Genomic DNA, 23,441 nt, shown 5'->3' on the forward strand with positions numbered 1-23,441 from the left:
AGGTGACGAACGACTCCTGGGCCTCGTCTGAAGGAACGAGGAAGTCGATGCTGGCGAACAAACGTCGTGACACCTCGGCGGAGATGGCCGTGCGCCGGGCATTGCACTCACGAGGCCTCCGCTATCGCGTGGACTACGCACCCGTTCCAGGATTGCGGCGGCGAGCCGACATCGTCTTCACTCGCGCACGGATTGCCGTCTTCATCGATGGCTGTTTCTGGCATGGATGCCCGGTTCACGCCACGGCGCCGAAACGTAATGCTGATTACTGGGGCCCGAAGCTCGCAGCGAACGTCGCACGGGACAGGGACACCGACCTACGACTCGAGGAAGCAGGGTGGCAGGTCCTGCGGTTCTGGGAGCACGAGCCGGCTGCCCAGGTCGCGGAACGCATCGAACACGCTGTGAGGAATGCGACAGCGTAGATCTGCGAGTGCCCACTTGTGAACTCCGCCAGCTATCGTGATCTGGAAAGCGATGGAGAGGTTGAAACATGCCCGGTTCGATGTTCACGGCATCCCCGATCCACCTGACGAAACTACTCAGCGACGCGCAGTCGGGTGCGTTGCAGTTGCCAGACTTCCAGCGGTCCTGGGTGTGGGATGAAGAGCGTATCCGCGGGTTGATCTCGTCCATTTCTCGTGGCTTCCCGGTCGGCGCAGTCATGACCCTTGAGACCGGCGGGGACGTGAGTTTTCGGCCGCGACCGGTCGAAGGCGCTGCTGCATCCACCAAGCACGTCACCCCAGACTCATTGCTCTTGGACGGTCAGCAGCGAATCACTTCTCTGTTTCAGGTCCTGCTGCGGGGTGAGGTTATCAAGACCGTCACGCCGCGGAAGCAGCGAGTGAACCGCTGGTTCTACATTGATATCGAGAAGGCGCTGGACCCGGACGAGGATCGCGATGAGGCGATTGTGATCGTTCCAGAGTCGAAACGGATCACAAGAGAGTTCGGCCGTGTAATCGAGCTCGATGTGTCCTCGCGTGAGGCAGAGATTGCGGCTGAGATGTTTCCCGTGAACCAGCTCCTGAAGTGGGACGACTGGCACCAGGGCTATCTCACCGCGCATGCGGGAGATGTGATCACTGCGCTGCGGCGCATGGAACGCTTCCGCCATGACGTGATCGAACAGTTCACGAACTACCTTCTGCCGGTTATTGAACTTGGGAAGGACACCTCGAAGGAAGCAGTGTGCGTGGTCTTCGAGAAGGTCAACACCGGAGGCAAAGCGCTGGACGCGTTCGAGCTGATCACCGCGATGTACGCGGCAGATGGCCATGAGCTGCGTCGAGATTGGTACGGCGATGACATCGGTGTCGGTCGCCAGGCGCGGTTGCGTGAGGTGCTGCGGATGCCGTCGGCGAATGCGGGTGTGCTCAGCGGGGTCGGTAACACCGACTTCCTGCAGATCATCGCTCTCTTCCATACGCGGGACCTTCGTGTCGGCGCTTCCGAGACCGGGCGGACGGGACGGGAACTACCGCAGGTGTCAGTCAAACGCCAGACGCTGCTTAATCTCCCGCTTTCCGCGTACCTCGAATACCAGGAGCACGCGGAGGCCGGCCTCATCGCGGCAGCCAAGTTCCTGATCGGGCTCGGTATCTTCAGGGTGTACGACCTGCCTTACCAAAGCCAGGTCGTACCTCTCGCGGCGATCCTGGCTGAGCTCGGTCAGCGGGCCGAGGCCTCGGGCGTGCACCAGAAACTCACGCGATGGTTCTGGAGCGGCGTGTTCGGAGAGCTTTACGGCTCGTCGACGGAGACACGGGTCGCGCGGGACTTCACTGAAGTTCTTTCATGGATCGATGGCGGGCCCGAACCAGCTACGGTGCACGATGCGACTTTCCGAGCCGATCGACTTTGGACGCTACGCGCTCGGCAGTCCGCAGCATACAAAGGGTTGAATGCGCTTCTGATGCGGAAGGGCGCTCAGGACTTCCGAACCGGACAGCCATTCACCAACACCGTCTTCTTCGATGAGAATGTTGACATCCACCACATCTTCCCCCAGGCGTGGTGCCGCCACGCGGGGATCCCGCGGGAAAGCTACGACTCGATAATCAACAAGACGCCGCTTTCGGCGCGGACGAACCGCATCATCGGTGGGGATGCCCCGTCGGAGTACCTCTCGAAGTTGGAACACGCGGACGACGCGTCGGTCCCGGACGAACTCGATGGGCGTCTTCGTACGCATCTCATTGACGTCGCTGCCGTTCGCGCGGACGATTACAACGCGTTCATGGCAAGCCGCCAGGCCGAGTTGGTCGCTCTGATCGAGGAGGCAACGGGACAGCGGGTCGTTCCGGAGAGCGCGAACGATGAGGAAGAAGACTTCATCGACGAGGCTGTCTCCGAGGACGTTGACGCCCTAGTGTGAGCGCGGATGCCGGGTGTCCGTGCCCGCCGATAGCATTCGGGCATGGTTTCCTACTCATCCCTTACCGACCCGAACGCGGTCGATGAAGCCATCGCCGAATTCGATCGGATCGGCCGGTTCGCCTTCCTTGAGAAGTACGGTTTCGGAGAGGCGACCGAGTACTTCCTCGTCACCGACGACGGTGTGTACGACTCCAAGGTGATCTTCGGCGTCGCCTACGGCAACCAGCACGGAACACCGCTCGCCAACGACGAGTTCTCCGGCGGGAAGACCGGAGCAGCGGCCCGCCTCGCGCAGCTCGGCTACTCGATCGAGGGTCTCGACCCGGATGCCAGGCGGCAGACCTTCGACTCGCTCGAGGCCGCGCTGAAGGAGTTCCGTCTTCCGGTCGAGAACCTCCCCGCGGTCCGCGAGTTCGTGACCGGACGTGACATCGGCGAGTACTACCTACCGCCTGCGAAGAGCTACATCGCCCTGGTGCCGCATGGCGCGACGAGCCCGGACGCGTGGATTCACATCGGCTACATCCACATCCGCAACGCGGATCGCACGATCAACCGGATTACCCTGCCATACAACGGCGGGCGCCGCGGAGGCGACGGCCGCCGGCGACAGCACGAGGAAGCCGTGAACCTGTGCCCGACTCCCGGATGCGGAATGGTGCTACCGCCGAGTGGAGTCTGCGACTACTGCTGATCGGGCTGGGGCGACAGATTCATCCACAGCCTCCGAGAACGTGTCGAAGGCTGGTGCCATGATTGACCCATGGAATCCCTGCTCGACCGTGCGATCTACTCCTATGGAGATGTCGATCGGCTGGTCGGCCTGCACGCGGGCACATCGAAGCGGTGGCTTGAGGGGTACTCGCGCTCTGGGAAATTCTACGACCCTGTGCTTCGAGACGCGCCCACCGGCGATGACGTCGTCACGTGGGGCGAGATGGTGGAAGCGCGCCTGCTCGCCGAGTTCCGCAGCCGCGAAGTCTCCGTGCAGAAGCTTCGACCGGCCATCGAGCTGCTGCGCGAGGAGTTCGGTCAGTACCCGCTCGCGCACGCGCATCCGTTCCTCGATGTGGAAGGTCGCGAGCTCGTGCGGGTCGTGCAGGCAAAGGTCGGGCTCGAACGGCCCTTGCAGCTCGTGGTCGTCCGCAACGGTCAATTGATGATGGCGGAGGCGACCGAGCGTTTCAGCGAGGCCGTCGAATACGAAGCAGGTGTCGTCGGTAGGTTTCGGCCCGACAACCGAACCCCGTTCGTCACGATGGACCCGGCTCGCACCTTCGGCCAGCCCGCGATCCGGAACGTCCGCACCGAGGTTCTCGCAGAAGACTTCCGTGCAGGTTCCACGCGCGACGAGATCGCAGAACTGTACGACCTGACAGCTTCGCAGGTCGATGAAGCCATCCGGTTCGAATTGATCACGGGCAGCGACCGGGCAGCATGATGTCTGCCGCGTTCTCCCCGGTGTACTTCACCGACGAGAACGCGCTGGGCATGGGCAAGCTCATGCGTCGAGCTGGGCGCGAGGACATCCTGTTTCCCGGGCATCCGGATCTTGCCGAGGTGCCGCTCGGCAGCCTGGACCTCGAGTGGATGCCGATCGTCGGCCGACTCGGCATGATCGTCGTGACGCGCGACCGGCGCATCCGTACGCGGCCTGCAGAGCTTCGCGCCTATCGGGAGCACGGAATCCGCTCGGTGTGGGTCGGCGCCAAGCAGGATCTTCGGCCTCAGGACCAAGTGGACATGTTCCTCAAGCTCGAGGCCCGGCTTCGCCGCGAAATCATCAAGCTCGGCCCGGGGCCGTGGGCGCTTGCAATGTCACCGTCAGGGGTACGGCCGCTCGGGTTGTCCGAGGGGTGACATCCTGCGTTTACAGTGGCGTCCGTGGTGACCGCTACTCTTGCGGAATGGCTGAACCCTCCGAGTATGAGCTCGCCGCGTGGCGCGACGTGCAGCGCTTCAAAGGACGTCCGCTCTCTCGAGTGATGCACGGAGCGGGCGAGCAGATCACGCTTGGCCTCTCGGCAGTCGGTGCGCAGTCGTCGAGGTTCTTGGATAACCACCCGAAAACACATTCCGCCGTTGCTAAAGGGCAGGGCGCGGTCGTCAAGACGGCGCAGGTTGTGGGCGCGGGAGCGAAGAAGGCAGTCTCGGCGATCCCCGACGGCGTAACTGACTGGAGCGGAGCTGCCTTCGACTCTATGCGGCGCAGTGTCGGTCGAGTTTCTCGCGTGGCGCTCTCGCCGGCACGGGTGGTCAAGCTGCATCAGAAGCGCGGTCACGACGTGAGCGAGCTCGCCGACGTGCGCCGCCTCGACCTGAAGCAGGTCGATCTCGTGCATGGACGTGCGGCAAGTTGGTACTACCCGGCCGCGGCCGCGCTCTCCGGCGCTGGTGCAGGCTTCCTGATCACCGGTGGGGAGTTCGCTGTCCCCGTATCTGGGGGTGTCGCCGCAGCGCCTTCGGGGGTGGTCATTGCGGGCGCAATGGTCGGCGATGCAACTATCGTGCTCGGCCTAGCATCGCGCTGCGTCGGCCAGGTATCCCTGAACTACGGCTATGACCCGGAAGACGCCGCCGAGAAGCTGTTCATCATGTCGGTGGTGAACGCCGGCACAGCGCTGTCGGCCACGGCGAAGACCGCCGCGATGGCCGATGTCTCGCGACTCACTCAAGCGTTGGTGCGCGGCAAGCTTTGGAGCGTCCTCGACAAATCGGTCGTCTCTCAAGTGTCGAAGCAGTTCGCGAAGGCGTTCGGCGTGCGCTTCACGAAGCAGTCCCTGGGCAAAGTCGTGCCTGTGGCCGGGATCCTCCTCGGCAGCACGTTCAACTGGACCACGCTTGAGGCCATCGTCGACGCTGCAAACATCGCCTACCGTCGGCGCTTCCTACTTGAGAAGTATCCGTCGCTCGCAGACGAGGAAGTGCCCGTGTCGGTCACGGCGGAAGCCGCCGACGATGCGGATGAGACCATCAGTGTGCTTCGCGAGGTTGCAGACGCAGGAGGTCCGGAGCTCGGGTGACGGCGGACGGAGGGGCGCCGCACACCCGGCGCCCCTCCGTCGCTTCACCGCGTGACCCGCACGACCCTCCCGATCGCCTCCAGCGGACTCAGCCCCTCCTCGAGCAAACCCGGGAACGGCGCCCAAACCTCGATCGACGCCAGTGCCGGGATCTCGCGCTGACCCATCCAAGTCCCGCTCGCTGCGCGTGCGCCCCACGCCAGATGCGCGGTTCCCAGCATCCGATACGCGTTCGGCGTGAAGCTCGCGGCAGCGGCGCGACGGGCGAACTCGATCCACGCGTGCGGCACGGCATCCAGGCCGCCCATCCAGCTGTAGATGCCTCTGTAGCTGGGCCCGAACTCGTTCATCGCCGCGTGCCAGGCGTGCCTGTCGGCTTCCAGTTCGCCCCAGCCCGACTTCGCGAGCATCGGGAACGGCGTCGGCGCGATCTGCCAGCGCCCGTCGGCGCGCCGTCGAAGGCGCGCACCCGGCGTCAGCCGCACACGTTCCAGCGCGACATCGAGAGGCAGGACCCCCGACACAGATGGGTCCTCCTCGGGCTGCGGCTCCTCGACCGCGTACTCCCACCGATCGGCATCCGTCGGCTTCTCGCCGAGAACCTCGGCCCATGTCGTCGCGAACTCCGCGCCCCCGGCATCCGTGCGTATCGTCGCGCCCGGCGTGAGCCGGCGGCGCGCGCCGAGCCTGTCGTTCACCGGCGCCGACGGCTGGACGTGCCCGCCCCCGGCGTCAATGAAGATCGGGTGTTCGTCAGCCGGCCATCCGTCGCCACCGGTGCGCTCATCGTGCTGAGAATCCATTGCTCGTATCCCTTCAGGAGAAGGGCGGCGCTCACAGCACCCGCCCATCGACTTGCCCGCACGCGATCGCGCCGGACCGGTTCTTCCCCTGGGGCACCCCGCTCGATGAAGGAGGGTTGCCGTGCAGCCGGCCAGGTACCGATGACTGCAGCTCTTGAACCTGAGAAGGACAGTAGCAGAGGGCGGGGACGCCCTCCGAAACCCGTAGCATCCGAGGGACGACCACGGGAGAGGGAGGATCTGATGTCCGACGCACAAGCGGGCTGGTACGACGACGGATCCGGCGCGATGCGCTGGTGGGACGGCCAGCACTGGACCGACCAGATCCAGCCTCCGCCCCCGAAGGAGCCCGGCTTCGACGGGTTCGTCAACAGGGCCAAGGCGGATGCCGAGGCCGGCGCCCAGCCGCGTCCGGCACCGCAGGGCATGAGCTACGTCGTGCTGCAGGTCGTGCTCAAGGAGAAGTTCTGGGGCACCGGCTCCGGCAACCTCACGGAGCTCGAGAAGGTGATCAACAAGCAGGCATCGCTCGGCTATCGCCTGCACACGATCTCCACGGCAGCATCCGGCAGCATCCGGCAGCAGCGGGTTCGGCGGAGGTGACCGCATCCAGGCGACGATGGTGTTCGAGAAGCTAACCTGACGCGCACGATAAACGGACCCCGCAACCGTCTTCCTCGGTCACGGGGTCCGTTCGGGCCCGCCCACCCGGGCATCACTCCGGGCGGCGTCCCGGGCGGTCAGCGGGCGCCCACCAGCCGCCAGTCTCCGTGCTCGCTGATGTCGGTGAGGTCTTCGTGGCCCACCCACTCCTCGCGCAGCCTCATGCACAGCGAGCCGCTTCCGTCCTCGAGTTCGATCAACGTCAGCTCCAGCTCCCGAGGCTCCCGCGGCAGCAGCTTCTCGCGCAGCACAGCATCCTCCACCTCGTAGATCTCGCCCGAGACGGACGACCCACCCGATGCCACCGGGTACAGCGCCGGGAACTCGTCCCGCACGTTGAAGAACCGGTACCGCGGTGCCGTGCGGAACCGGCCCACCAGCTGCGCCTCCGAGAGCGCGTCGTTGAGCGACCCTCCAGACATGGCCTGCCCGTTCACGAACATCCTGACCTTCATTGATTCACCTTCCTCCGGCCGCCTGAGCGGCCGACAACCCGGCCGCCGGCACAGCCGACAGCGCGCTTTCGATCGCCCGCGGCGCGGTGTACGCGAAACCCCCGGCTTCGAGGGTGCGCGCGACGCGCAGCAGCGTGGCCTCGTCGTACGGACGCGCGACGAGCTGGAGGCCGAAGGGCAGCTCGCCGGGCAGGCTCGGAGCCGGGATCGAGATCGCCGGGAAGCCCACGAGAGAGATGAGGAACGTGCACGCCAGGTAGTCGATGATCGACGTCGTCGCGACGCCGTCGATCCACTCCACCTCGCCCTGCTCATTCGGGAACGGCATCACGCTCGCCGTCGGCAGGATCAGCACGTCGTACTCGTCGAAGAACGCCCGGAATCGGCGGTACACGGAGCTGCGCGTCGCCTGCGCCGACAGGTACTCCTCCGCCGTGATGCTCTGGCCCTGCCGCACGTTCCACACGAACGACTCCGTCAGCTGCTCGGGGAACCGCGTCACCCGATCATCGTGCGCGGCCCAGCTCTGCGCGGCCCGCAGCGTGCGGAACGCGCCCTCGGCGCCCGCCGTCGACGGGCCGGTCTCGTCGACACCGCCCAGGATGCCCGACACCTGATCCACTGCACGGGCGAACCGCGACCGCACCTCGGGGTCGATCCGGTACGAGCCGTCCAGCGTCGCGCTCGCCGCGACGCGTACGCCACCGACTGGGACCAGCGAACGATCGGATGCGTCGATCGCGGGCGCCCCGAGCAGGGAGAGCGGGTCCCGGGCATCCGGTCCGCTCATCACGGCGGCCATCAGGGCGGCATCATCCACCGTCCGCGCCAGTACGCCCTGCGTCGCCAGCGCGTTCCACGCCAGCGGGCGACCGGGCTCGGGGATGCGCCCCGGCGTCGGCCGGAAGCCCACCGTGCCGGTGAAGCCCGCCGGCGTGCGAACGCTGCCGCCGAAGTCGGCGCCCTGCGCGAGCGACGTCAGCTCTGCCGCGACAGCGACCGCCGACCCGCCGCTCGACCCACCAGAGGTGAGCGACAGGTCGTGCGGGTTGCGCGTCGGACCGCAGATCCTGTTCGTGCACACCGCGCCGAACCCGAACTCCGGGGTGTTCGTCTTCCCGACGATCACGGCACCCGCCGCACGCAGTCGCGCCGTCGACACATCATCCGCCGCGGCGGGCTCCGTGTCCGACAGCAGCGACCCGTGCGTTGTGGGCATGCCCGCGACATCCGTGACGTCCTTCACCGACACCGGCACGCCGTGCAGCGGGCCGCGCTCGCCCGCCGGCACCCGATCCAGAGCGGATGCCGCGGCGGCGGCCGCCTCGGCATCCACGCGGATGAACGCGTGCAGGTGCGGGTCGCGCTCGGCGATGCGGGCGAGCGAGGCATCCACCGCATCCCGTGCGGTGACCTCCCTGGCGCGGAGCCGGCTCGCCAGCTCGGTGGCGGTGAGGGACATCAGAGAAGACATCGTGTTCCTTTCAGTGCGAGGCGCGGCTCACTCGCCGTGCATCTCCTCGAGGCTGCGCCCCTGGGTCTCGGGAGCCAGCAGGCTCAGCACGACCAGGGCGGCGAACAGCAGCGCGATCATCGTGAACATCGGCCCGACACCCATCGAGGTGAACACCCCGGCCGCGATGACCGGAAGGATCGCCTGTCCCAGCATCCCGCCGTTGACGATGATGCCGGTACCGGTGGCGCGCACCCGGGTCGGGAACAGCTCGGGAGCCCAGGCCCAGATCGTCGTGTTCGACAGCATCACGAAGAAGTTGAACAGGATGCCGAACGTGATGATCAGGAACACGCTCGTGCCCAGCAGGCCGAAAAGCAGTCCGAACAGGCCGGCCATCGATCCGGCGACCAGCATCACCATGCGGCGCGGGAAGCGACGGCTGGTCCAGGCCGAGGCGAGCGCGCCGGCGAGAGCACCGGCCTGCATGGCCGCAGTGAAGCCCAGACTGGAGCCGATGTCGAAGCCGCGCTCGATGAGGATCAGCGGAACCATCGTCAGCACGCCGACGTGAGCACCGAATGACACGAACGACGCGATGCCGACGGTCAGGGTGTTGCGCAGGTAGCGGCCGGTGAACAGCAGCTTCAGGTCGCTCCACAGCGAGTGCTTGCCGGTGTGCAGCGCGATCGACGCGGTGTCGGCGGGCAGGTACTCCGGCACCTGAGCGGCCGGGATGGTGCGCAGGTTGCCGGTGTCGAGCCGGGCGAGCGCCTCGTTGGCCTCGGAGATCTTGCCGCGCGACACCAGGAAGCGCGGGGTCTCGGGCAGGTGGCGCCGGATGTAGAGCACCAGCAGAGCAGGCAGGGCCAGCAGGCCGTAGTACCAGCGCCATGCGCCGCCGAGGTTCGCCAGCACCGGGCCGAGTACGCCCATGATCAGCGCACCGAACAGGAACGAGATCGGGTTGCCGAGACCGCCGGCGCCGAAGTTGAACAGCGACACCGCAGTGCCGCGGAACCGGGTCGGCATCAGCTCGGACAAGTACGGCAGGGCGATCGTCAGCTCGCCGCCGAGTGCGAGCCCGACGATCACGCGGCCGACCAGCAGCCAGCCGAAGTCGGGCGAGAACGCGCAGATCAGCCCACCCACGCTGTAGATGGCCAGGTTGAAGGCGAACAGCGTCTTGCGTCCGGCTCGGTCGGCCAGGATGCCGGTGGCGATGCCGCCCACGACCATGGAGATGAACGTCGTGAACGCGATCAGGCTGACGTTCGTGGCTGTCAGGCCCCAGGCATCCTTCAGCGCGGGGCCGGTGACCGCCGCGGCGTTCTGTTCGAACACATCGAAGAAGCCGCCGAGCATGACGACGATGAGAATGATCTTGTGCGCCCTGGTCAGGCCGATCTTGTCCAGGGCTTTGGCGACGTCTGTCGTCGCCTCGGGTTGCTGCGTGGGCAGGTTCATGAGGGTGGCGCCTTCCTATGCGCGTCTTCGAGCTAGGGAAACGGCGGGTGGCCGATTGGATGCGGGATCGAGGGCGTTTGGGATCCCGTGCTTCGACACAGTAACGGGATCCCAAATGCGTGTCAACGGTCCCAAACCAAATCGCACGGATAATCTGGGATCACGGAGGGAAAGGTGGGGGGCATGTCGAAGAATGCATCGACGCGGCTGTACCAGAACGACAGGCCGATGCGAGACATCGTCGCCGAGGAGATCCGCGCGCAGATCTTCGACGGCCGGCTGACCGACGGCGAGCGCCTGGTCGAGCGTGAGCTCGCCGAGCAGTTCGGGGTGTCGCGGCATCCGGTGCGGGAGGCGCTGCGGGTGCTGCAGCGGGAGGGACTCGTCGATTCGCTGGAGTCGCGCGGGCTCGTCGTCAGCTCGCTCACCAAGCAGCAGGTGCTCGACCTCTACACGATCCGCGAGGCCCTCGAATCCGTGGCCACGCGAGAGGCCGCGATCCGCATCAGGGCGGGCGAGCCGAACCATCTCGCGCAGACGATCGCCGACGCAAGGGACGCTGTGGCGCGCGGTGACATCGAGGCCGCGCACGAGGCCAACGCCCGCTTCCACGACGAGCTGCTTGAGCTGTCGGGCAACGTCACGCTGCAGCAGATGCTCGCCCCGGTCGTCGGGCGGCTGCACTGGCTGTTCCGGCAGGTCTCCGACGTGGGATACGTGGTCGACGAGCACGCCAGAATCGCCGAGGCCGTCACCTCGGGCGACGGGGAATGGGCGGCGACCCTCGCCCGTTCGCACGTGCTCGCCTACCGCGCCTACACGATGAAGTTCCTGTTCGACGAGGGGCAGGATGCCGGTTCTCCGGCATCCGGTGTTGACGCAGCCGATTCGGCCAGCTAACGTCAGTTGGGATCCCAAGCGGTGATCGATGTCGATCGCCGCACTGCCGGGAGCCCCACCTGACCTGAGCGGAGTCACCATGACCTTCGACCTCCTCATCACCAACGCGACGATCGTCAACGCCGACGGCGCCGTGCGCGCATCCATCGGAATCGAGGACGGCACCGTCACCGCGCTGCTCGCGCCGGATGCCGTCGTGCCCGACGCCGTCCGCACCATCGACGCGAACGGACTCGTCGCCATCCCCGGCGGCGTCGACGGGCACTGCCACGCCGAGCAGACCACGGGCGCCTACCGGTCGCTCGACACCTATGCCTCGACCACCTCGGCCGCACTGCGCGGCGGCACGACCACGATCATCGACTTCGGCATCCCCGACGGCACCGGCCAGACGCCGATCGAGGCCCTCGAGCGCAAGATCCGCCTCATCTCCGAGAACGGCGCCCGCTGCGACGTCGCCCTGCACGGCTCCGTGATCACCTGGGACGACAGCACCTCGGCGCAGCTCGAGCGGATGGCGGAGCTCGGCGTGCACTCCGTGAAGATGTACACCACCAACCGCGGCTCCACGATGTCGGACGACGACACCATCGTGCGGGTCCTGCACGAGATGGTGCGCCTCGACGGCCTCGCCTACATCCACTCCGAGCACGACGGCATCATCCACGACCGCACCACCGCCTGCGCCGACCGCGGCGCGATCGGCATCGAGCACCTGCACGAGTCCCGACCGCAGATCTCGGAGGATGCCTCGGTGCGCGAGATCCTCGCGGTCGCCGAGTACACCGGCGCCCCCGTCTACTTCGTGCATCAGTCCACGCCGGCCGCGGTGGATGCCGTCGCCGAGGCGCGTGGCCGCGGCCTGAACGCCTTCTCGGAGGTGTGCCCGCACTACCTGCTGCACGACGAGTCGGTGTACGCCGGCTCAGCGCCGGAGAAGTTCGCCTGCTGCCCGCCGTTCCGCAGCTCTTCGGATGTCGCGGGGCTGCGCGAGCGCGTGCGCCGCGGCCTGGTCGACACCCTCTCCTCGGACCACACCAGCTACGACCTCGCGCAGAAGCGCGAGCACAGCGACGACGTGCGCCACATGCCGCACGGACTGCCCGGCGCCGGCACCCGGATGCCGGCCGGCTACACCGCCATGGTGCTGGAGGAGGGGCTGCCCATCGAGGACTTCGTCGCCCTGTTCTCTACCAACCCCGCGCGCGTGAACGGCCTGCACCGCAAGGGCGCCGTCGCCGTCGGGAACGACGCCGACATCGTGCTGTTCGACCCGGAAGACCGTCGCGTCGTCCGGGCATCCGACCTGCACCAGGACAGCGATTTCTCGCCGTTCGACGGCATGGAGCTGGCCGGCTGGCCGCGCTACGTCGTCAGCGGCGGCCACGTCGTGGTGGATACCGGCGAGTTCGCCGACCCGGGCCCCGTGGGCCGCTACATCGGCCAGGCGCCGTTCTCGGAGCGCCCGGGCGCCACGTCGCCCTCGTCGATCGTCGCGCGTGAGGCGGCCTCGGCATGAGCAGGCGCATCGGCATGATCGTGCCCTCCTCGAACACCTGTCTTGAGCCGCAGACGTACCGGATGCTCGGCGACCGCACCGACGTCACCGTGCACTTCGCCCGCATCGAGGTCACTCGCATCGCCCTCGACGGCGACGCCGACGCGCAGTTCGACGAGCAGATCATGGTGGATGCCGCCAAGCTGCTCGCCACCGCCAAAGTCGATGCCATCGCGTGGAACGGCACCTCCGGGTCGTGGCTGGGGCTCGAGCACGACGAGGCCATCACCGACGCGATCACCGCCGCCACCGGCATCCCGGCGACGACCTCGTCGCTCGCTCTCGTCGACGCGCTCGCGCGCAACGGCGTCACGCAGCTGGGTTTGGTCACGCCGTACACACCCGACGTGAACCTCGGCGTCGCGGCGGAGTATGCCCGGCACGGCCTCGAGGTCACCGTCGAGCGGCACCTCGGTCTGGAGGACAACGAGTCGTTCGGGCGGGTGTTGCCCGAAGAACTCGCGCCGCTCGTGCAGCAGACCTTCGACGCCGGCGTGCAGGGCACGGCCGTGCTGTGCACGAACCTCTACGGCGCCCCGATCGTCGAGTCGCTGGAGGCCGGCGCCGAAGCCCGCGTCTACGACTCCGTCGCCGTCACGCTCTGGAAGTGCCTCGACATGATCGGCGCGGCGGGGCTGGACGCCCGGTGGGGGAAGGCGCTCGCGGGCTGAGGGTCACTCGAGCGCGATCTCGATCATGCAATGCTTCTTCGCAGCCTTCGCCAGCCGCTTGTCGAAGGTGAGCAGCGGGCATCCGAACAGCTCTGCGAGCGCAACGTAGCTCGCGTCGTAGGCGGAGAAGTTCTGTCGCAGCGTCATGATGCGCGGGATCAACGGCATCGACGGATGCAGTCCGATGCGCAGGCGGGCCAGGTCCCTCACCGCGGCGTCGAGCTTGGCATCGGGCAGCTTGGCGGCGCGATTCAGACCTCGAAGAGCGGACGCGACTTCAAGGGGCAGGACGTCAGGCGCGGTCAGTTGCTCATGGGCCAGACGGTCTCGGAGCGCATTGGGCTCCCCCATGGCGGGGAGCGCCTCGACGAGAACGGAGGCGTCGACGACGATCATCGACCCTGGCGCCCCTCGTGGATCGCCTTGAGAATGTCTTCCCGCGAGATCGCCGGGCCGGGGTCGCGCGCCTCGATCTCAGCGAACAGCTCCGCCAGCGTCGGCTTCGACGCCATCTCAGTCAGCTCGGCAGTCAGATACTGCTGCAGCGACTGCCCGCGCGCCTCGGCCCGTGCCGACAGCACGGAGTGCACCGCCGGGTCGAGGTCTCTGATCAGCACGTTCGGCATGCTTACAGTATGCATGCATCCTCTTTTCTTGAGAAGCACGCTGGATGCTGCCGGGTAGCGGGTCAGTCCCCGCTCGACCGCAACCCCCGCCGCGCCGAAAGCACCGTCACCTCCGGATGCTTCTCCACCAGCATCCGCTCGGCCTGATCGAGCACGTCGCGCACGTGCGTCGCGTGCGCGGCGACCACCGAGATGCCGATCTCGGTGCGGCGGTGCAGGTCCTGCGCGCCGACCTCGGCGCAGGAGGCCTCGGTGCGGCGGCTCAGCTCGGCGATGATCGGACGGATCACGCTGCGCTTCTCCTTCAGCGACTGCACGTCGCCGAGCAGGACGTCGAACTCGATCCACCCGATCCACACGCCGCCAGTCTGGCACGCACCGAGGCCACGTGGCTCACCCCTCCGAGATCCGCCGGAACTGCTCCTCGCTCAGTTCCACCTCGAGCGCGCCCAGGTTCTGCACCGCGTGCGCGAGCGACCCCGTCCCCGGAATCGGCAGCACGTTCGGCGAGCGTCGCAGCAGCCACCCCAGCGCCATCTGCGATGGCTCCGCGCCGATCTCAACCGCCACATCGGCGACAGCCCCGCCCGGCGCCGAAAGCTCGCCGATCGCGAGCGGGAAGAACGGCAGGAACGCGATGCCCGCGGCATCCGCATGGTCGATCACCGCGTCGTGCCCGCGCGCCGACAGGTTGTACAGGTTCTGCACCGAGGCGATCGGCGCGGTGCGCCGCGCCTCGTCCAGCTGATCCACCGTCACCTCCGACAGCCCGATGTGTCGGATCTTGCCCTGATCGCGCAGCTCGGCGAGCGCGCCCACCTGGTCGGCGATCGGGAAGTTCGGGTCGAGCCGATGCAGCTGCAGCAGGTCGATCCGGTCCAGTCGCAGGCGCCGCAGGCTCAACTCCACCTGCTGCTGCAGATACGCCGGATGCCCGAGCGGCACCCACACGGTCGGTGAGGGCCGCACGTTGCCGACCTTCGTCGCGATCAGCACGTCGTCGGCGTAGGGATGCAGCGCCCGCGCCACCAGTTCCTCGCTGTCGCCCAGCGCGTAGGCATCCGCCGTGTCGATGAGCTGCACGCCCGCCTCCACGGCGCCGCGCAGCAGCGCGATCTGCTCGGTGGGATCCTCCGCTCCGCGCCAGATGTGCGCGCCGGTGCGGGAGTGGTCGCCGGTGGCATCGGTGAGGCGCATCGTGCCCAGGCCGATCCGCCGCACCGGCAGATCACCGCCCAGCAGGAAGAAGTCGTCGGCGGTTCGCGTTGTGATGGTTTCAGTGCTCATGCCCACGACGGTAGGAGCTGACACCAGTGTCAGATGCAAGTCCCGCGGAGGAATCCATGTCGAACGACGCGATCACCATCGGCGAGCTGTCCGTGCGCACGGGAGTGAGCGTGCGCGCCCTGCGCCACTACGAGCAGCACGACCTCATCGCCGCCGTACGCACCACCGCAGGGCACCGGCGCTTCGCGCCGTCGACTGTTGAGGACGTGCGCCGCATCCGCCTCTTCCTCGACGCCGGGATGCCGCTGGCCGCCGTTGCCCAGGTCGTGGAGTGCTTCGTCGACGACGGCGCGCGCCTGCACGCCTGCGTCGCCGATGCCCTGCGCGCGCACCTCGACGTCGTTCAGCAGCGCATCGACGAACTCGACGACAAGCGCCGCACCCTGAACCGCCTGCAGGAGCTGGTCGCGGTCTGATCGGCGGGCATACTCGTCGGTAGCGTGGAACGGATGCCTTCCTCCCCGTCCCTCGCCCTGCGTCGCGCCCGCGTCGGTACGGCGCTGCTGTTCCTCACGAACGGTGCGCTGCTCGCCAACATCCTGCCGCGCTATCCCGAGATCAAGTCCGCTCTCGGATTGGATGCCGCCACCTACGGCCTCGCGATCGCCGCGTTCCCCGCCGGGGCGATCGCCGCCGGTCTCACCGCCGCGATGTTCGTCCGGCGCTTCGGGTCGGCGAAGGTCGCGGTGGTCGGCACGGTCATCGTCAGCCTGAGTCTGCTCGCTGCCGGGCTCGCGCCCTCGGCCGTGCTCTTCGCCCTCGCCCTGCTGCTCGGCGGAGCCGCCGACTCGATCACCGACGTCGCGCAGAACGCGCACAGTCTGCGCGTGCAGCGCGGCTACGCCCGCTCGATCATCAACTCCTTCCACGCGATCTGGTCGGCCGGCGCGGTGCTCGGCGGCGCGATGGCGGCCGCGGCGATCGCGCTCGGGCTGCCCCTCGGCATCCACTTGTCGATCTCGGCCGTGATCTTCGTGATCGTCTCGCTCGTCGCCGCCCGGCTCTGCCTGCCGGGCCGCGACGAGGCGGGGGAGGCACCCGACGCGCCTCACGCCGCGGCAGACAAAAAGCCGCGCGTCAGCGCCCGCACCGTCTTCGTCCTGCTCGCTCTCGTGCTCATCGCGATCGCCGGCGCCGTCGTCGAGGATGCCGGGATGTCGTGGGCCACCCTCTACCTCGGCAGCTCGTTGGGTGCGCCTGCGGCGCTCGCCGCCGTCGGCTACATCTCCCTTGTCGGCGCGCAGTTCGTCGGACGCCTCGTCGGCGACCGCCTCGTCGACCGCTTCGGGCAGCGCGCCATCGCTCGGGCGGGCGGCGCGATCGTCGCGGTCGGCATGGGGCTGGCGCTCGCGTTCCCCACGGTGCCCGGCACGATCGTCGGCTTCATGGCCGCCGGGTTCGGCGTCGCCACCCTCATCCCCGCGGCGCTGCAGGCGGCCGACGCGCTGCCCGGCCTGCGGCACGGCGCGGGCCTCACGATCGTGTCGTGGCTGCTGCGCCTCGGATTTCTGCTCGCCCCTCCGCTGGTCGGCCTCATCGCCGACAACGCGGGCCTGCGTGCCGGCCTGCTCGTCGTGCCGATCGCCGGCCTCGTCGCGATCCTGTTCGCGGGCGTGCTCGAGGGGCGACGGCAGCCTGAGAACTGACCGCGAACCTCTTCCCGAACGATGGTTACCGATATATCGTTAACCATCGTTCAGGCAGAACCGAGGAGGCCATCATGAACGGTTCGTTCTCTTCCAACGGGTTCGGAAACCCCTTCGACTTCGGCTCTGGCGGCCGCGGCGGCCCTGGCGGCGCGATCTGGGAGGCCATGGACCAGCTCCGCAACGCCTTCGAGCAGCGAGTCCCCACCCCGCGCATGGGCCGCGGTGACGTGCGCGCCGCCGTGCTCGCGCTGCTCGCCGAGCAGCCCATGCACGGCTACCAGATCATCAACGAGATCTCCGAGCGCAGCGGCGGCACCTGGAAGCCGAGCGCCGGTTCGGTCTATCCCACGCTGCAGCTGCTCGCCGACGAGGGCCTCATCGAGGCGGTCGAAGACAACGGCCGCAAGACGTACTCGCTGACCGAGGCCGGTCGCGAGGCCACTGCTGAGGACAAGCAGGCACCGTGGGAGGCATCCGCCTCCCGCCCCGGCGCGCACCTGGCCGCGCTGCCCAAGGCGGGCATGGAGCTCGCCGCGGCAGCCGCGCAGGTGGGCCGCACCGGCTCGCCCGAGCAGGTGCAGCAGGCGGTCGCCGTCCTGGAGGATGCCCGACGTAAGCTGTACGCGATTCTCGCCGCCGACTGATCGGAGCCCGCATGGCGCAGTCGGCGCATCGCCGTCGCTACCGACGCATCCTGGCCTTCGCCTCCCGCGTGCTCGTGCAGGTGTGGTGGTACGAACTCGTGCTGCCGCGCATCGGGTTCTCGGGAACCGCGGATCGCACGCGCGAGACGCGGATGCTGCGCATCGCGCGGCGCTTCCACGACCTGGCGGTCGAGTTGGGCGGCCTGATGATCAAGGTCGGGCAGTTCCTCTCGTCGCGCCTCGACGTGCTGCCGCCCGAGGTCACGCAGGAGCTCGCCGGTCTGCAGGACGAGGTGCCGGCGGTGCCGTTCCCCGACATCCGCGCGCTCGCCGAGGCCGAGCTCGGCACCACCCTCGCTCTCGCGTACGAGCGGTTCAACGAGACGCCGGTCGCCGCGGCATCCCTCGGCCAGGTGCATCGCGCGCGGCTCTCGCCCGCCGCAGCGCAGGATGCCGGCTTCGCCGACGTCGTCGTGAAGGTGCAGCGCCCGGGCATCGACGGCATCATCGACACCGACCTCGCCGCGCTGCGGAAGGTGGGTGGATGGCTGCGCCGCATCCGCATCGTGCGCGAGCGCGTCGACGCCCCGGCGCTCGTCGAGGAGTTCGCCCGTACCAGTCTCGAAGAGGTCGACTACCTGCACGAGGCCGCCAACGGCGAGCGGTTCGCGGCCGACTTCGACGGCGACCCGCGGGTCGCTGCGCCCGCGGTCGCCTGGGAGCGGACGACCCGTCGGGTGCTCACGCTCGCCGACGTCACCGCGATCAAGATCAACGACACGGACGCGCTGCGCGCCGCCGGCATCGACCCTGCCGAGGTCGCGCGCGTGTTCGCCGACGTGATGTTCGACCAGTTCTTCACGCACGGCTTCTTTCACGCCGACCCGCACCCCGGCAACGTCTTCGTGACGCCCCTGCGTGCTGGAGCCCCCGGAGCTCCGGTCTCAACGGATGCGGGTTACGCCAATGAACACCCACAAGGAGTGAGACCGGAGCAGGGAGGGGACGGGCCCGGCTGGCGGCTCACGTTCGTGGATTTCGGGATGATGGGCGAGGTGCCCCCCGGCATCCGCGACGGCCTGCGGGCGCTCGTGATCGCCGTCGCCGCGCGCGACGGCAAGAAGCTCGTCGCCGCCGCGCAGGACATGGGTGTGCTGCTGCCCTCGGCGCAGAACGCCGAGCTCGAGCGCGCCCTCACCACGCTGTTCTCGCGCTTCGGCGGCATGGGCTTCGCCGAGCTGCGCGACGTCGACCCGCAGGAGCTGCAGGGCTTCGCCGTCGAGTTCGGCGAGGTGATGCGCACCATGCCGTTCCAGCTGCCCGAGGGGCTGCTCATGCTGTTCCGCGCGGTCTCGCTGACCTCGGGCATGTGCAGCGGACTCGACCCCGCCTTCAACGTGTGGGACGCGGTCGAGCCCTACGCCAAGCGCCTGCTGCGCGAGGAGAGCGGCAATGTCGTGCAGGACTTCGCCAAGCAGACGCTCGAGAACGCGGCCGTGCTGTGGCGGATGCCGGCACGCATCGACTCCGCGATCACCAGGCTCGAACAGGGCAGTCTGACCTTCGACCTGAGTCGGCTGGAGCGCCGGATGGGACGTCTCGAACTGCTTGTGCGCCGGGCGGTCGGAGCAGTGCTCTTCGCCGGACTGCTGATCGGTGGCATCCTGCTGCTGCCGACGAGCGCGGCCTGGGGTGGAGTGCTGATGGGAGTGTCGGCCGTGCCCCTGCTGTATGCGCTGGCCGCGGGTGTGTTCGGTGGCGGCGGGAGATAGCGCGGGAGCGATCTGCACGCTTGATTTCGTATTCATTGAGTTAACTGCGTGATCTGATCCGATTACATCGGGCAATCTGATCTCTGAATTTGCACGGGACGGGCCTTCGGCGTCATACTCAACGCGCCATGCGCACCTCTCCCGAACCCTCTCCGACCGTCGCCGTCATCGGTGCCGGACGCCTCGGCGGCGTGCTCGTCGGCGCGCTGCGCGCGACGGGACTGACCGTGCACGGGCCGCTGCGCCGCGGCGAGAAGGCGCCCGCGAGCGACCTCGTGCTGCTGTGCGTTCCGGATGCCGCGATCGCTGAAGTCGCGACCGGAATGGATGCCGGTCTGGTGGGCCATGTCTCGGGAGCGACGGGCCTGGACGATGTCGACTTCAGCCTGCATCCGCTGCAGACCTTCACCGGGTCTGAGGGGCCGGAGGCATTCCACGGCATCGGCGCTGCCGTCGCCGGGCGGACGCCCGAGGCCCTGGCCGTCGCGACATCTCTCGCCGAGCGACTCGGGGCGCGGCCCTTCGAAGTCGACGACCGCGCGGGCTATCACGCGGCGGCATCGTTCGCGTCGAACTTCGTGCTCACCGTGCTGGATGCCGCGGAGCAGCTCGCGCGGGATGCCGGGGTCGAGGATGCGCGTGAACTGCTCGCCCCGCTGGTGCGCCGCACCGTCGACAACTGGGTGTCGCAGGGTGCGGCGTCCGCTCTGACCGGCCCGATCGTCCGTGGCGACGAGGCCACGGTCGCTCGCCAGCGCGCGGCGCTCCGGCCCGAGCTCGTCCCGCTCTTCGACGAGCTTGCGGACGCCACCCGTGCGCTGGCCGCCCCGCACCCTGAGCGAGCGAAGCGAGACGATGGGTCTGAGACTAAGCGAGCGAACTTCACCCCGCGCCCCGTGGGGGCGGGCTCCGCCCCGCACCCTGCCCCGCACCCTGAGCGAGCGGAGCGAGACGAAGGGTCTGAGACTGAGCGTCCTTCGTCTCGCTCCGCTCGCTCAGGACCCGAGGGCAAGGGCTCCGCTCGCTCAGGACCCGGGGGCGAGGGCTCCGCTCGCTCAGGACCCGAGGAAGGCACCACCGCATGAGGATCATCCGCACCATCGCCGAGCTGCGCGCCGCGGTCGCCGACGCCCGCAGTGACGGAGCATCCGTCGGGCTGGTCCCGACCATGGGCGCGTTCCACGAGGGTCACCTCTCGCTCATGCGCCGGGCCCGCCAGGACAACGGCCTCGTCGTCGTCTCGCTGTTCGTGAACCCGACGCAGTTCGGCGCGAACGAGGACCTCGGTTCCTACCCGCGCGATGAGGCCGGCGACGCGGCGATGGCCGAGGCCGAGGGCATCGATATCCTCTTCGCCCCGGATGGCGCGGAGATCTATCCCGACGGATTCGCGACCAGCATCCACATCTCGGGCGTCACCGACGTGCTCGACGGCGCGAGCCGTGGCGCGCACCACTTTGACGGCGTCGCGACCGTCGTCACGAAGCTGTTCGGCATCGTGCGGCCCGACGTCGCCTACTTCGGTCAGAAGGACGCGCAGCAGGTGCTCGTCGTACGCCGCCTGGTGCGCGACCTGAACCTCGACGTGCGCATCGAGGCGTGCCCGATCGTCCGCGAGGCGGACGGACTCGCGATGAGCTCGCGCAACGTCTACCTCGACGCGGATGCCCGGCGGCGGGCCACTGCCTTGAACAGAGCTCTCGATGCGGCATCCGCTCTCGCCGACGCGGGGGAGCGCGATGGCGCGACGCTCGTCTCCGCGGCATCCCGCGTGCTGGCGGATGCCGGCATCCGTCCCGACTATCTGGAACTGCGCGACAACGACGACCTGCGAGAGGTCGACCGGCTCGACGGCGAGGCCCTGCTGGCCGTCGCCGCCAAGGTCGGATCCGCGCGCCTGATCGACAACCACATCCTGAAAGGCGGCGCGTGATGCGACGCACCATGCTGAAGTCCAAGATCCACCGCGCGACGGTCACCGGCAGCGACCTGAACTACGTGGGCTCGATCACGATCGACCCCACCCTGCTTGAGGCCGCCGATATCCTGCCGCACGAGCAGGTGCACGTCGTCGACGTGGACAACGGGTCGCGCTTCGTCACGTACACGATCGCGGGCGAGCGCGGCTCCGGCGCGATGCAGGTCAACGGCGCCGCCGCGCGGCTCGTGCACGCGGGCGACACCATCATCGTCATCTCCTATGCGGAGTACTCCCGCAAGGACCTCGCGGAGTACGAGCCGACCGTCGTACACGTGGACCGCGGTAACCGGATCATCCGCGTCGACGACGTCGTGGACGCGCTGCTGACGGACGTGGCGGCATGAGTGCCGCGCCCGCCGCGAGCCGCCGGCTGACGCTCGGCGACCTCGCGGCGAAGAAGGATGCCGGTGACCCGATCGTCATGGTCACCGCCTACGACCACCCCGGCGCACAGATCGCCGACGAGGCCGGCGTCGACATGGTGCTGGTCGGCGACTCCGGAGCGATGACCGTGCTCGGCTACGACAGCACTGTGCCGGTCACGATCGACGAGATGCTGATGCTCACGCGCGCGGTGCGGCGCGGGCTGTCTCGTGCCCTGCTCGTCGGCGACCTGCCGTTCGGATCGTACGAGGCATCCGATGCCCTTGCGATCGAGACCGCGCAGCGCTTCGTGAAGGAGGCCGGGGTCGACCTGGTGAAGATCGAGCGCGGCGGCACCACCGTCGACCGCGCGCGGGCGATCGTCGCCTCGGGCATCCCGGTGGTCGGGCACGTCGGACTGACGCCGCAGACCGCGACCGCGCTCGGCGGCTACCGTGCGCAGGGCCGCACTGCCGAGGGCGCGCTGGCCGTGATCGACGATGCTCTCGCCCTGCAGGATGCCGGATGCTCGCTCATCGTGCTCGAGGCGGTGCCCGCCGAGATCACGCGGGCGCTGCGGCCGCTGCTGCGCGTCCCCACGATCGGCATCGGCGCCGGAGCGGATGCCGACGGCCAGGTGCTCGTGTTCCACGACCTGCTCGGCCTGTCAGACGGCCCGCAGGCGAAGTTCGTGAAGCGCTACGCCGAGCTGCGCGGCGCCGCGATCGACGGGGTGCGGGCGTATGCCGACGAGGTCCGCTCACGGGCGTACCCCGCGGTGGAGCACACGTATGGGATGCCGGCCGACGAGGTCGCGCGGCTGGAGCAGCTGCTCATCGATCGGGCCTGATCGCGTCTCGGCCGCCACCCATCGCATCTAGCCTGGAGGCGTGACCACTGCACCGCGCCGCATTCCTCGCGGAGATGAACTCGACAGCCTGATGCGGTTGTACGGCTACCGCTTCACCCGCACCGGCGGGGTGGCCGGCGCCGAGCCGACACTCGATGCGGATGACGTGGACGTCGCTGAGTCCTCGGGATGGCCGATCCACGCCGTCGAGCGCTTCGCCCCGGTCGAGATCTTCGAGAGGTCGGTCGCCGCGGCATCCGCGCTCGACGAGGAGGCCGTGCTGGGAGCGTTCGTGGCGGGGCTCGGCAGTGCGCCGTCCGGCCGTCAGATCGCGATCTCGTTCGGGTGGGCCCGCCATCTGCCGGCCGCCGTCGCCGCAGGCGCGGGCCTGCCGGACTGCGGTCTGGAGCCCCGCGACGGAGACGCATTCGCCATCGATACGACCGAGGTGCTCCTGCGCATCGCGCTCGGATGGGCGTGGAACGAGCAGCCGTACAAGTACCTGCCCGATCTCGAGGCGGCGGCCGCGACCGGGCTTCCTGCGCCGACGGCGGATGATCGCGAACGGATGGGGGCACTGCTGGAGGTGGTGGCCGCACAGCCCGCGGGGACGACTGCGAGTGCGTTGGAGAAGGCGGTGGCCCGCGCCAGGATCGTGCCTGGCACCGACAAGTATCAGCGTTACGGCATCCTCATCGGTCTCGCAGAGATCGGGGTGCTGCCCAGCACGCTCGCGCCCAGCTGGGACAGATTCGTCTCCCGCCGAGAGGTCGAAGAGGCATGGTCCGGCGGGCCCCGGTCGGACATCACCCCGCCGCTGTCCGGGTGGCGCGGCGGCGTCGACGACAGTCGCGCGGAACGGCTGCGCCGCGTCTGAACGCAGGGAGTCGCGGG

27 protein-coding genes and 1 riboswitch are annotated in these 23,441 nt (G+C 68.5%); of the genes, 19 read left to right on the forward strand and 8 right to left on the reverse strand.

All coding sequences use genetic code 11. From position 1 onward, the window contains the following. Window positions 1–2: 2 nt before the first annotated feature. The 6 genes from ACFVDO_RS14525 (at window position 3) to ACFVDO_RS14550 (ending at window position 5,405) form a co-directional block, all read left to right on the forward strand. A complete protein-coding gene (locus ACFVDO_RS14525) occupies window positions 3–425 on the forward strand; it encodes a very short patch repair endonuclease (protein WP_378856430.1) in 423 nt (140 codons plus the stop codon). A gap of 68 nt (window positions 426–493) precedes the next feature. Beyond that, on the forward strand, window positions 494–2,380 hold the full coding sequence (locus ACFVDO_RS14530; RefSeq protein ID WP_378856432.1) for a DUF262 domain-containing protein: 1,887 nt from the start codon (window positions 494–496) through the stop codon (window positions 2,378–2,380). Window positions 2,381–2,422: 42 nt separating this feature from the next. Continuing rightward, window positions 2,423–3,076 (forward strand): hypothetical protein, encoded by a 654-nt coding sequence (locus ACFVDO_RS14535; protein ID WP_378856434.1) that lies wholly within the window; start codon window positions 2,423–2,425, stop codon window positions 3,074–3,076. A gap of 69 nt (window positions 3,077–3,145) precedes the next feature. Next, window positions 3,146–3,823, forward strand: a complete 678-nt coding sequence (locus tag ACFVDO_RS14540; protein WP_378856436.1) for a DUF433 domain-containing protein — start codon at window positions 3,146–3,148, stop codon at window positions 3,821–3,823. Next, a complete protein-coding gene (locus ACFVDO_RS14545) occupies window positions 3,823–4,242 on the forward strand; it encodes a hypothetical protein (RefSeq protein ID WP_378856438.1) in 420 nt (139 codons plus the stop codon). Before ACFVDO_RS14540 ends, ACFVDO_RS14545 begins: the two co-directional genes overlap by 1 nt. Before the next feature lie 47 nt (window positions 4,243–4,289). Beyond that, window positions 4,290–5,405 carry an EcsC family protein gene (locus tag ACFVDO_RS14550; RefSeq protein WP_378856440.1) on the forward strand — a complete coding sequence of 372 codons (1,116 nt, stop codon included), beginning with the start codon at window positions 4,290–4,292 and terminating at the stop codon, window positions 5,403–5,405. Window positions 5,406–5,449: 44 nt separating this feature from the next. Here ACFVDO_RS14550 and ACFVDO_RS14555 read toward each other — a convergent pair whose 3' ends face one another. Continuing rightward, a complete protein-coding gene (locus tag ACFVDO_RS14555; RefSeq protein ID WP_378859954.1) occupies window positions 5,450–6,208 on the reverse strand; it encodes a hypothetical protein in 759 nt (252 codons plus the stop codon). Between the two features lie 42 nt (window positions 6,209–6,250). After that, window positions 6,251–6,368, reverse strand: a riboswitch (SAM riboswitch). Window positions 6,369–6,451: 83 nt separating this feature from the next. Between ACFVDO_RS14555 and ACFVDO_RS14560 the strand changes: the two genes are divergently transcribed. Then, window positions 6,452–6,811 (forward strand): DUF2510 domain-containing protein, encoded by a 360-nt coding sequence (locus ACFVDO_RS14560; protein WP_378859953.1) that lies wholly within the window; start codon window positions 6,452–6,454, stop codon window positions 6,809–6,811. Window positions 6,812–6,948: 137 nt separating this feature from the next. Here ACFVDO_RS14560 and ACFVDO_RS14565 read toward each other — a convergent pair whose 3' ends face one another. From ACFVDO_RS14565 to ACFVDO_RS14575, 3 genes are read right to left on the reverse strand one after another with little or no spacing between them, the layout of a single operon-like run. Beyond that, window positions 6,949–7,326 carry a gamma-glutamylcyclotransferase gene (locus ACFVDO_RS14565; RefSeq protein ID WP_378859952.1) on the reverse strand — a complete coding sequence of 126 codons (378 nt, stop codon included), beginning with the start codon at window positions 7,324–7,326 and terminating at the stop codon, window positions 6,949–6,951. 4 nt (window positions 7,327–7,330) lie between these two features. Continuing rightward, window positions 7,331–8,800, reverse strand: coding sequence for an amidase (locus ACFVDO_RS14570; RefSeq protein ID WP_378859951.1), 1,470 nt, complete (start codon window positions 8,798–8,800; stop codon window positions 7,331–7,333). A gap of 27 nt (window positions 8,801–8,827) precedes the next feature. After that, entirely contained in the window at window positions 8,828–10,246 is a 1,419-nt protein-coding gene (locus tag ACFVDO_RS14575; protein ID WP_378859950.1) for an MFS transporter, read from the reverse strand. Window positions 10,247–10,429: 183 nt separating this feature from the next. Here ACFVDO_RS14575 and ACFVDO_RS14580 point away from each other — a divergent pair, with 183 nt between their 5' ends. The 3 genes from ACFVDO_RS14580 to ACFVDO_RS14590 all read left to right on the forward strand — a co-directional run bounded on the left by ACFVDO_RS14580 (window position 10,430) and on the right by ACFVDO_RS14590 (window position 13,375). Further along, window positions 10,430–11,146, forward strand: a complete 717-nt coding sequence (locus ACFVDO_RS14580; RefSeq protein ID WP_378859949.1) for a GntR family transcriptional regulator — start codon at window positions 10,430–10,432, stop codon at window positions 11,144–11,146. 79 nt (window positions 11,147–11,225) lie between these two features. Continuing rightward, window positions 11,226–12,665: a dihydroorotase family protein gene (locus ACFVDO_RS14585; RefSeq protein WP_378859948.1), complete on the forward strand. Its 1,440-nt coding sequence runs from the start codon at window positions 11,226–11,228 to the stop codon at window positions 12,663–12,665. Next, the gene (locus ACFVDO_RS14590) at window positions 12,662–13,375 is read left to right on the forward strand and encodes an Asp/Glu racemase (protein ID WP_378859947.1); all 714 of its coding nucleotides are present in this window, start codon (window positions 12,662–12,664) and stop codon (window positions 13,373–13,375) included. Before ACFVDO_RS14585 ends, ACFVDO_RS14590 begins: the two co-directional genes overlap by 4 nt. 3 nt (window positions 13,376–13,378) lie before the next feature. Here the strand turns inward: ACFVDO_RS14590 and ACFVDO_RS14595 are convergent, their stop codons facing one another. The 4 genes from ACFVDO_RS14595 to ACFVDO_RS14610 form a co-directional block, all read right to left on the reverse strand. Then, the gene (locus ACFVDO_RS14595) at window positions 13,379–13,771 is read right to left on the reverse strand and encodes a type II toxin-antitoxin system VapC family toxin (protein ID WP_378859946.1); all 393 of its coding nucleotides are present in this window, start codon (window positions 13,769–13,771) and stop codon (window positions 13,379–13,381) included. Continuing rightward, window positions 13,768–14,001 (reverse strand): hypothetical protein, encoded by a 234-nt coding sequence (locus ACFVDO_RS14600; RefSeq protein ID WP_378859945.1) that lies wholly within the window; start codon window positions 13,999–14,001, stop codon window positions 13,768–13,770. The genes ACFVDO_RS14595 and ACFVDO_RS14600 overlap by 4 nt, the downstream gene beginning before the upstream one ends. Before the next feature lie 62 nt (window positions 14,002–14,063). Beyond that, window positions 14,064–14,360, reverse strand: coding sequence for a DUF503 domain-containing protein (locus ACFVDO_RS14605; RefSeq protein ID WP_378859944.1), 297 nt, complete (start codon window positions 14,358–14,360; stop codon window positions 14,064–14,066). Between the two features lie 34 nt (window positions 14,361–14,394). Further along, window positions 14,395–15,288, reverse strand: coding sequence for an aldo/keto reductase (locus ACFVDO_RS14610; RefSeq protein ID WP_378859943.1), 894 nt, complete (start codon window positions 15,286–15,288; stop codon window positions 14,395–14,397). Window positions 15,289–15,344: 56 nt separating this feature from the next. Between ACFVDO_RS14610 and ACFVDO_RS14615 the strand changes: the two genes are divergently transcribed. The 9 genes from ACFVDO_RS14615 (at window position 15,345) to ACFVDO_RS14655 (ending at window position 23,424) form a co-directional block, all read left to right on the forward strand. Then, window positions 15,345–15,704: a MerR family transcriptional regulator gene (locus tag ACFVDO_RS14615; protein WP_378859942.1), complete on the forward strand. Its 360-nt coding sequence runs from the start codon at window positions 15,345–15,347 to the stop codon at window positions 15,702–15,704. A gap of 33 nt (window positions 15,705–15,737) precedes the next feature. Then, window positions 15,738–16,934, forward strand: a complete 1,197-nt coding sequence (locus tag ACFVDO_RS14620) for an MFS transporter (protein ID WP_378859941.1) — start codon at window positions 15,738–15,740, stop codon at window positions 16,932–16,934. A gap of 74 nt (window positions 16,935–17,008) precedes the next feature. Continuing rightward, a complete protein-coding gene (locus ACFVDO_RS14625; RefSeq protein WP_378859940.1) occupies window positions 17,009–17,581 on the forward strand; it encodes a PadR family transcriptional regulator in 573 nt (190 codons plus the stop codon). Window positions 17,582–17,592: 11 nt separating this feature from the next. Then, the gene (locus ACFVDO_RS14630; protein WP_378859939.1) at window positions 17,593–19,353 is read left to right on the forward strand and encodes an ABC1 kinase family protein; all 1,761 of its coding nucleotides are present in this window, start codon (window positions 17,593–17,595) and stop codon (window positions 19,351–19,353) included. A 128-nt stretch (window positions 19,354–19,481) separates the two neighbouring features. Then, window positions 19,482–20,438 (forward strand): DUF2520 domain-containing protein, encoded by a 957-nt coding sequence (locus ACFVDO_RS14635; protein WP_378886869.1) that lies wholly within the window; start codon window positions 19,482–19,484, stop codon window positions 20,436–20,438. Then, a complete protein-coding gene (gene panC, locus ACFVDO_RS14640; RefSeq protein ID WP_378858757.1) occupies window positions 20,435–21,286 on the forward strand; it encodes a pantoate--beta-alanine ligase in 852 nt (283 codons plus the stop codon). The genes ACFVDO_RS14635 and panC overlap by 4 nt, the downstream gene beginning before the upstream one ends. Further along, window positions 21,286–21,678, forward strand: a complete 393-nt coding sequence (gene panD / locus ACFVDO_RS14645) for an aspartate 1-decarboxylase (RefSeq protein WP_378858756.1) — start codon at window positions 21,286–21,288, stop codon at window positions 21,676–21,678. Before panC ends, panD begins: the two co-directional genes overlap by 1 nt. After that, entirely contained in the window at window positions 21,675–22,547 is an 873-nt protein-coding gene (gene panB / locus ACFVDO_RS14650) for a 3-methyl-2-oxobutanoate hydroxymethyltransferase (protein WP_378858755.1), read from the forward strand. Before panD ends, panB begins: the two co-directional genes overlap by 4 nt. Before the next feature lie 40 nt (window positions 22,548–22,587). Continuing rightward, a complete protein-coding gene (locus tag ACFVDO_RS14655; RefSeq protein WP_378858754.1) occupies window positions 22,588–23,424 on the forward strand; it encodes a hypothetical protein in 837 nt (278 codons plus the stop codon). The last annotated feature ends 17 nt before the right edge of the window (window positions 23,425–23,441 follow it).

Source organism: Microbacterium sp. NPDC057741, assembly GCF_042798735.1.
In the GTDB taxonomy this organism is placed as follows: domain Bacteria; phylum Actinomycetota; class Actinomycetes; order Actinomycetales; family Microbacteriaceae; genus Microbacterium.

Coding starts and splice junctions, on each gene's coding strand:
- ACFVDO_RS14530 (WP_378856432.1), top strand. CDS start 494: ATGCCCGGTTCGATGTTCACGGCATCCCCGATCCACCTGACGAAACTA.
- ACFVDO_RS14535 (WP_378856434.1), top strand. CDS start 2,423: ATGGTTTCCTACTCATCCCTTACCGACCCGAACGCGGTCGATGAAGCC.
- ACFVDO_RS14540 (WP_378856436.1), top strand. CDS start 3,146: ATGGAATCCCTGCTCGACCGTGCGATCTACTCCTATGGAGATGTCGAT.
- ACFVDO_RS14545 (WP_378856438.1), top strand. CDS start 3,823: ATGTCTGCCGCGTTCTCCCCGGTGTACTTCACCGACGAGAACGCGCTG.
- ACFVDO_RS14550 (WP_378856440.1), top strand. CDS start 4,290: ATGGCTGAACCCTCCGAGTATGAGCTCGCCGCGTGGCGCGACGTGCAG.
- ACFVDO_RS14555 (WP_378859954.1), bottom strand. CDS start 6,208: ATGGATTCTCAGCACGATGAGCGCACCGGTGGCGACGGATGGCCGGCT.
- ACFVDO_RS14560 (WP_378859953.1), top strand. CDS start 6,452: ATGTCCGACGCACAAGCGGGCTGGTACGACGACGGATCCGGCGCGATG.
- ACFVDO_RS14565 (WP_378859952.1), bottom strand. CDS start 7,326: ATGAAGGTCAGGATGTTCGTGAACGGGCAGGCCATGTCTGGAGGGTCG.
- ACFVDO_RS14570 (WP_378859951.1), bottom strand. CDS start 8,800: ATGTCTTCTCTGATGTCCCTCACCGCCACCGAGCTGGCGAGCCGGCTC.
- ACFVDO_RS14575 (WP_378859950.1), bottom strand. CDS start 10,246: ATGAACCTGCCCACGCAGCAACCCGAGGCGACGACAGACGTCGCCAAA.
- ACFVDO_RS14580 (WP_378859949.1), top strand. CDS start 10,430: ATGTCGAAGAATGCATCGACGCGGCTGTACCAGAACGACAGGCCGATG.
- ACFVDO_RS14585 (WP_378859948.1), top strand. CDS start 11,226: ATGACCTTCGACCTCCTCATCACCAACGCGACGATCGTCAACGCCGAC.
- ACFVDO_RS14590 (WP_378859947.1), top strand. CDS start 12,662: ATGAGCAGGCGCATCGGCATGATCGTGCCCTCCTCGAACACCTGTCTT.
- ACFVDO_RS14595 (WP_378859946.1), bottom strand. CDS start 13,771: ATGATCGTCGTCGACGCCTCCGTTCTCGTCGAGGCGCTCCCCGCCATG.
- ACFVDO_RS14600 (WP_378859945.1), bottom strand. CDS start 14,001: ATGCCGAACGTGCTGATCAGAGACCTCGACCCGGCGGTGCACTCCGTG.
- ACFVDO_RS14610 (WP_378859943.1), bottom strand. CDS start 15,288: ATGAGCACTGAAACCATCACAACGCGAACCGCCGACGACTTCTTCCTG.
- ACFVDO_RS14615 (WP_378859942.1), top strand. CDS start 15,345: ATGTCGAACGACGCGATCACCATCGGCGAGCTGTCCGTGCGCACGGGA.
- ACFVDO_RS14620 (WP_378859941.1), top strand. CDS start 15,738: ATGCCTTCCTCCCCGTCCCTCGCCCTGCGTCGCGCCCGCGTCGGTACG.
- ACFVDO_RS14625 (WP_378859940.1), top strand. CDS start 17,009: ATGAACGGTTCGTTCTCTTCCAACGGGTTCGGAAACCCCTTCGACTTC.
- ACFVDO_RS14630 (WP_378859939.1), top strand. CDS start 17,593: ATGGCGCAGTCGGCGCATCGCCGTCGCTACCGACGCATCCTGGCCTTC.
- ACFVDO_RS14635 (WP_378886869.1), top strand. CDS start 19,482: ATGCGCACCTCTCCCGAACCCTCTCCGACCGTCGCCGTCATCGGTGCC.
- panC (WP_378858757.1), top strand. CDS start 20,435: ATGAGGATCATCCGCACCATCGCCGAGCTGCGCGCCGCGGTCGCCGAC.
- panD (WP_378858756.1), top strand. CDS start 21,286: ATGCGACGCACCATGCTGAAGTCCAAGATCCACCGCGCGACGGTCACC.
- panB (WP_378858755.1), top strand. CDS start 21,675: ATGAGTGCCGCGCCCGCCGCGAGCCGCCGGCTGACGCTCGGCGACCTC.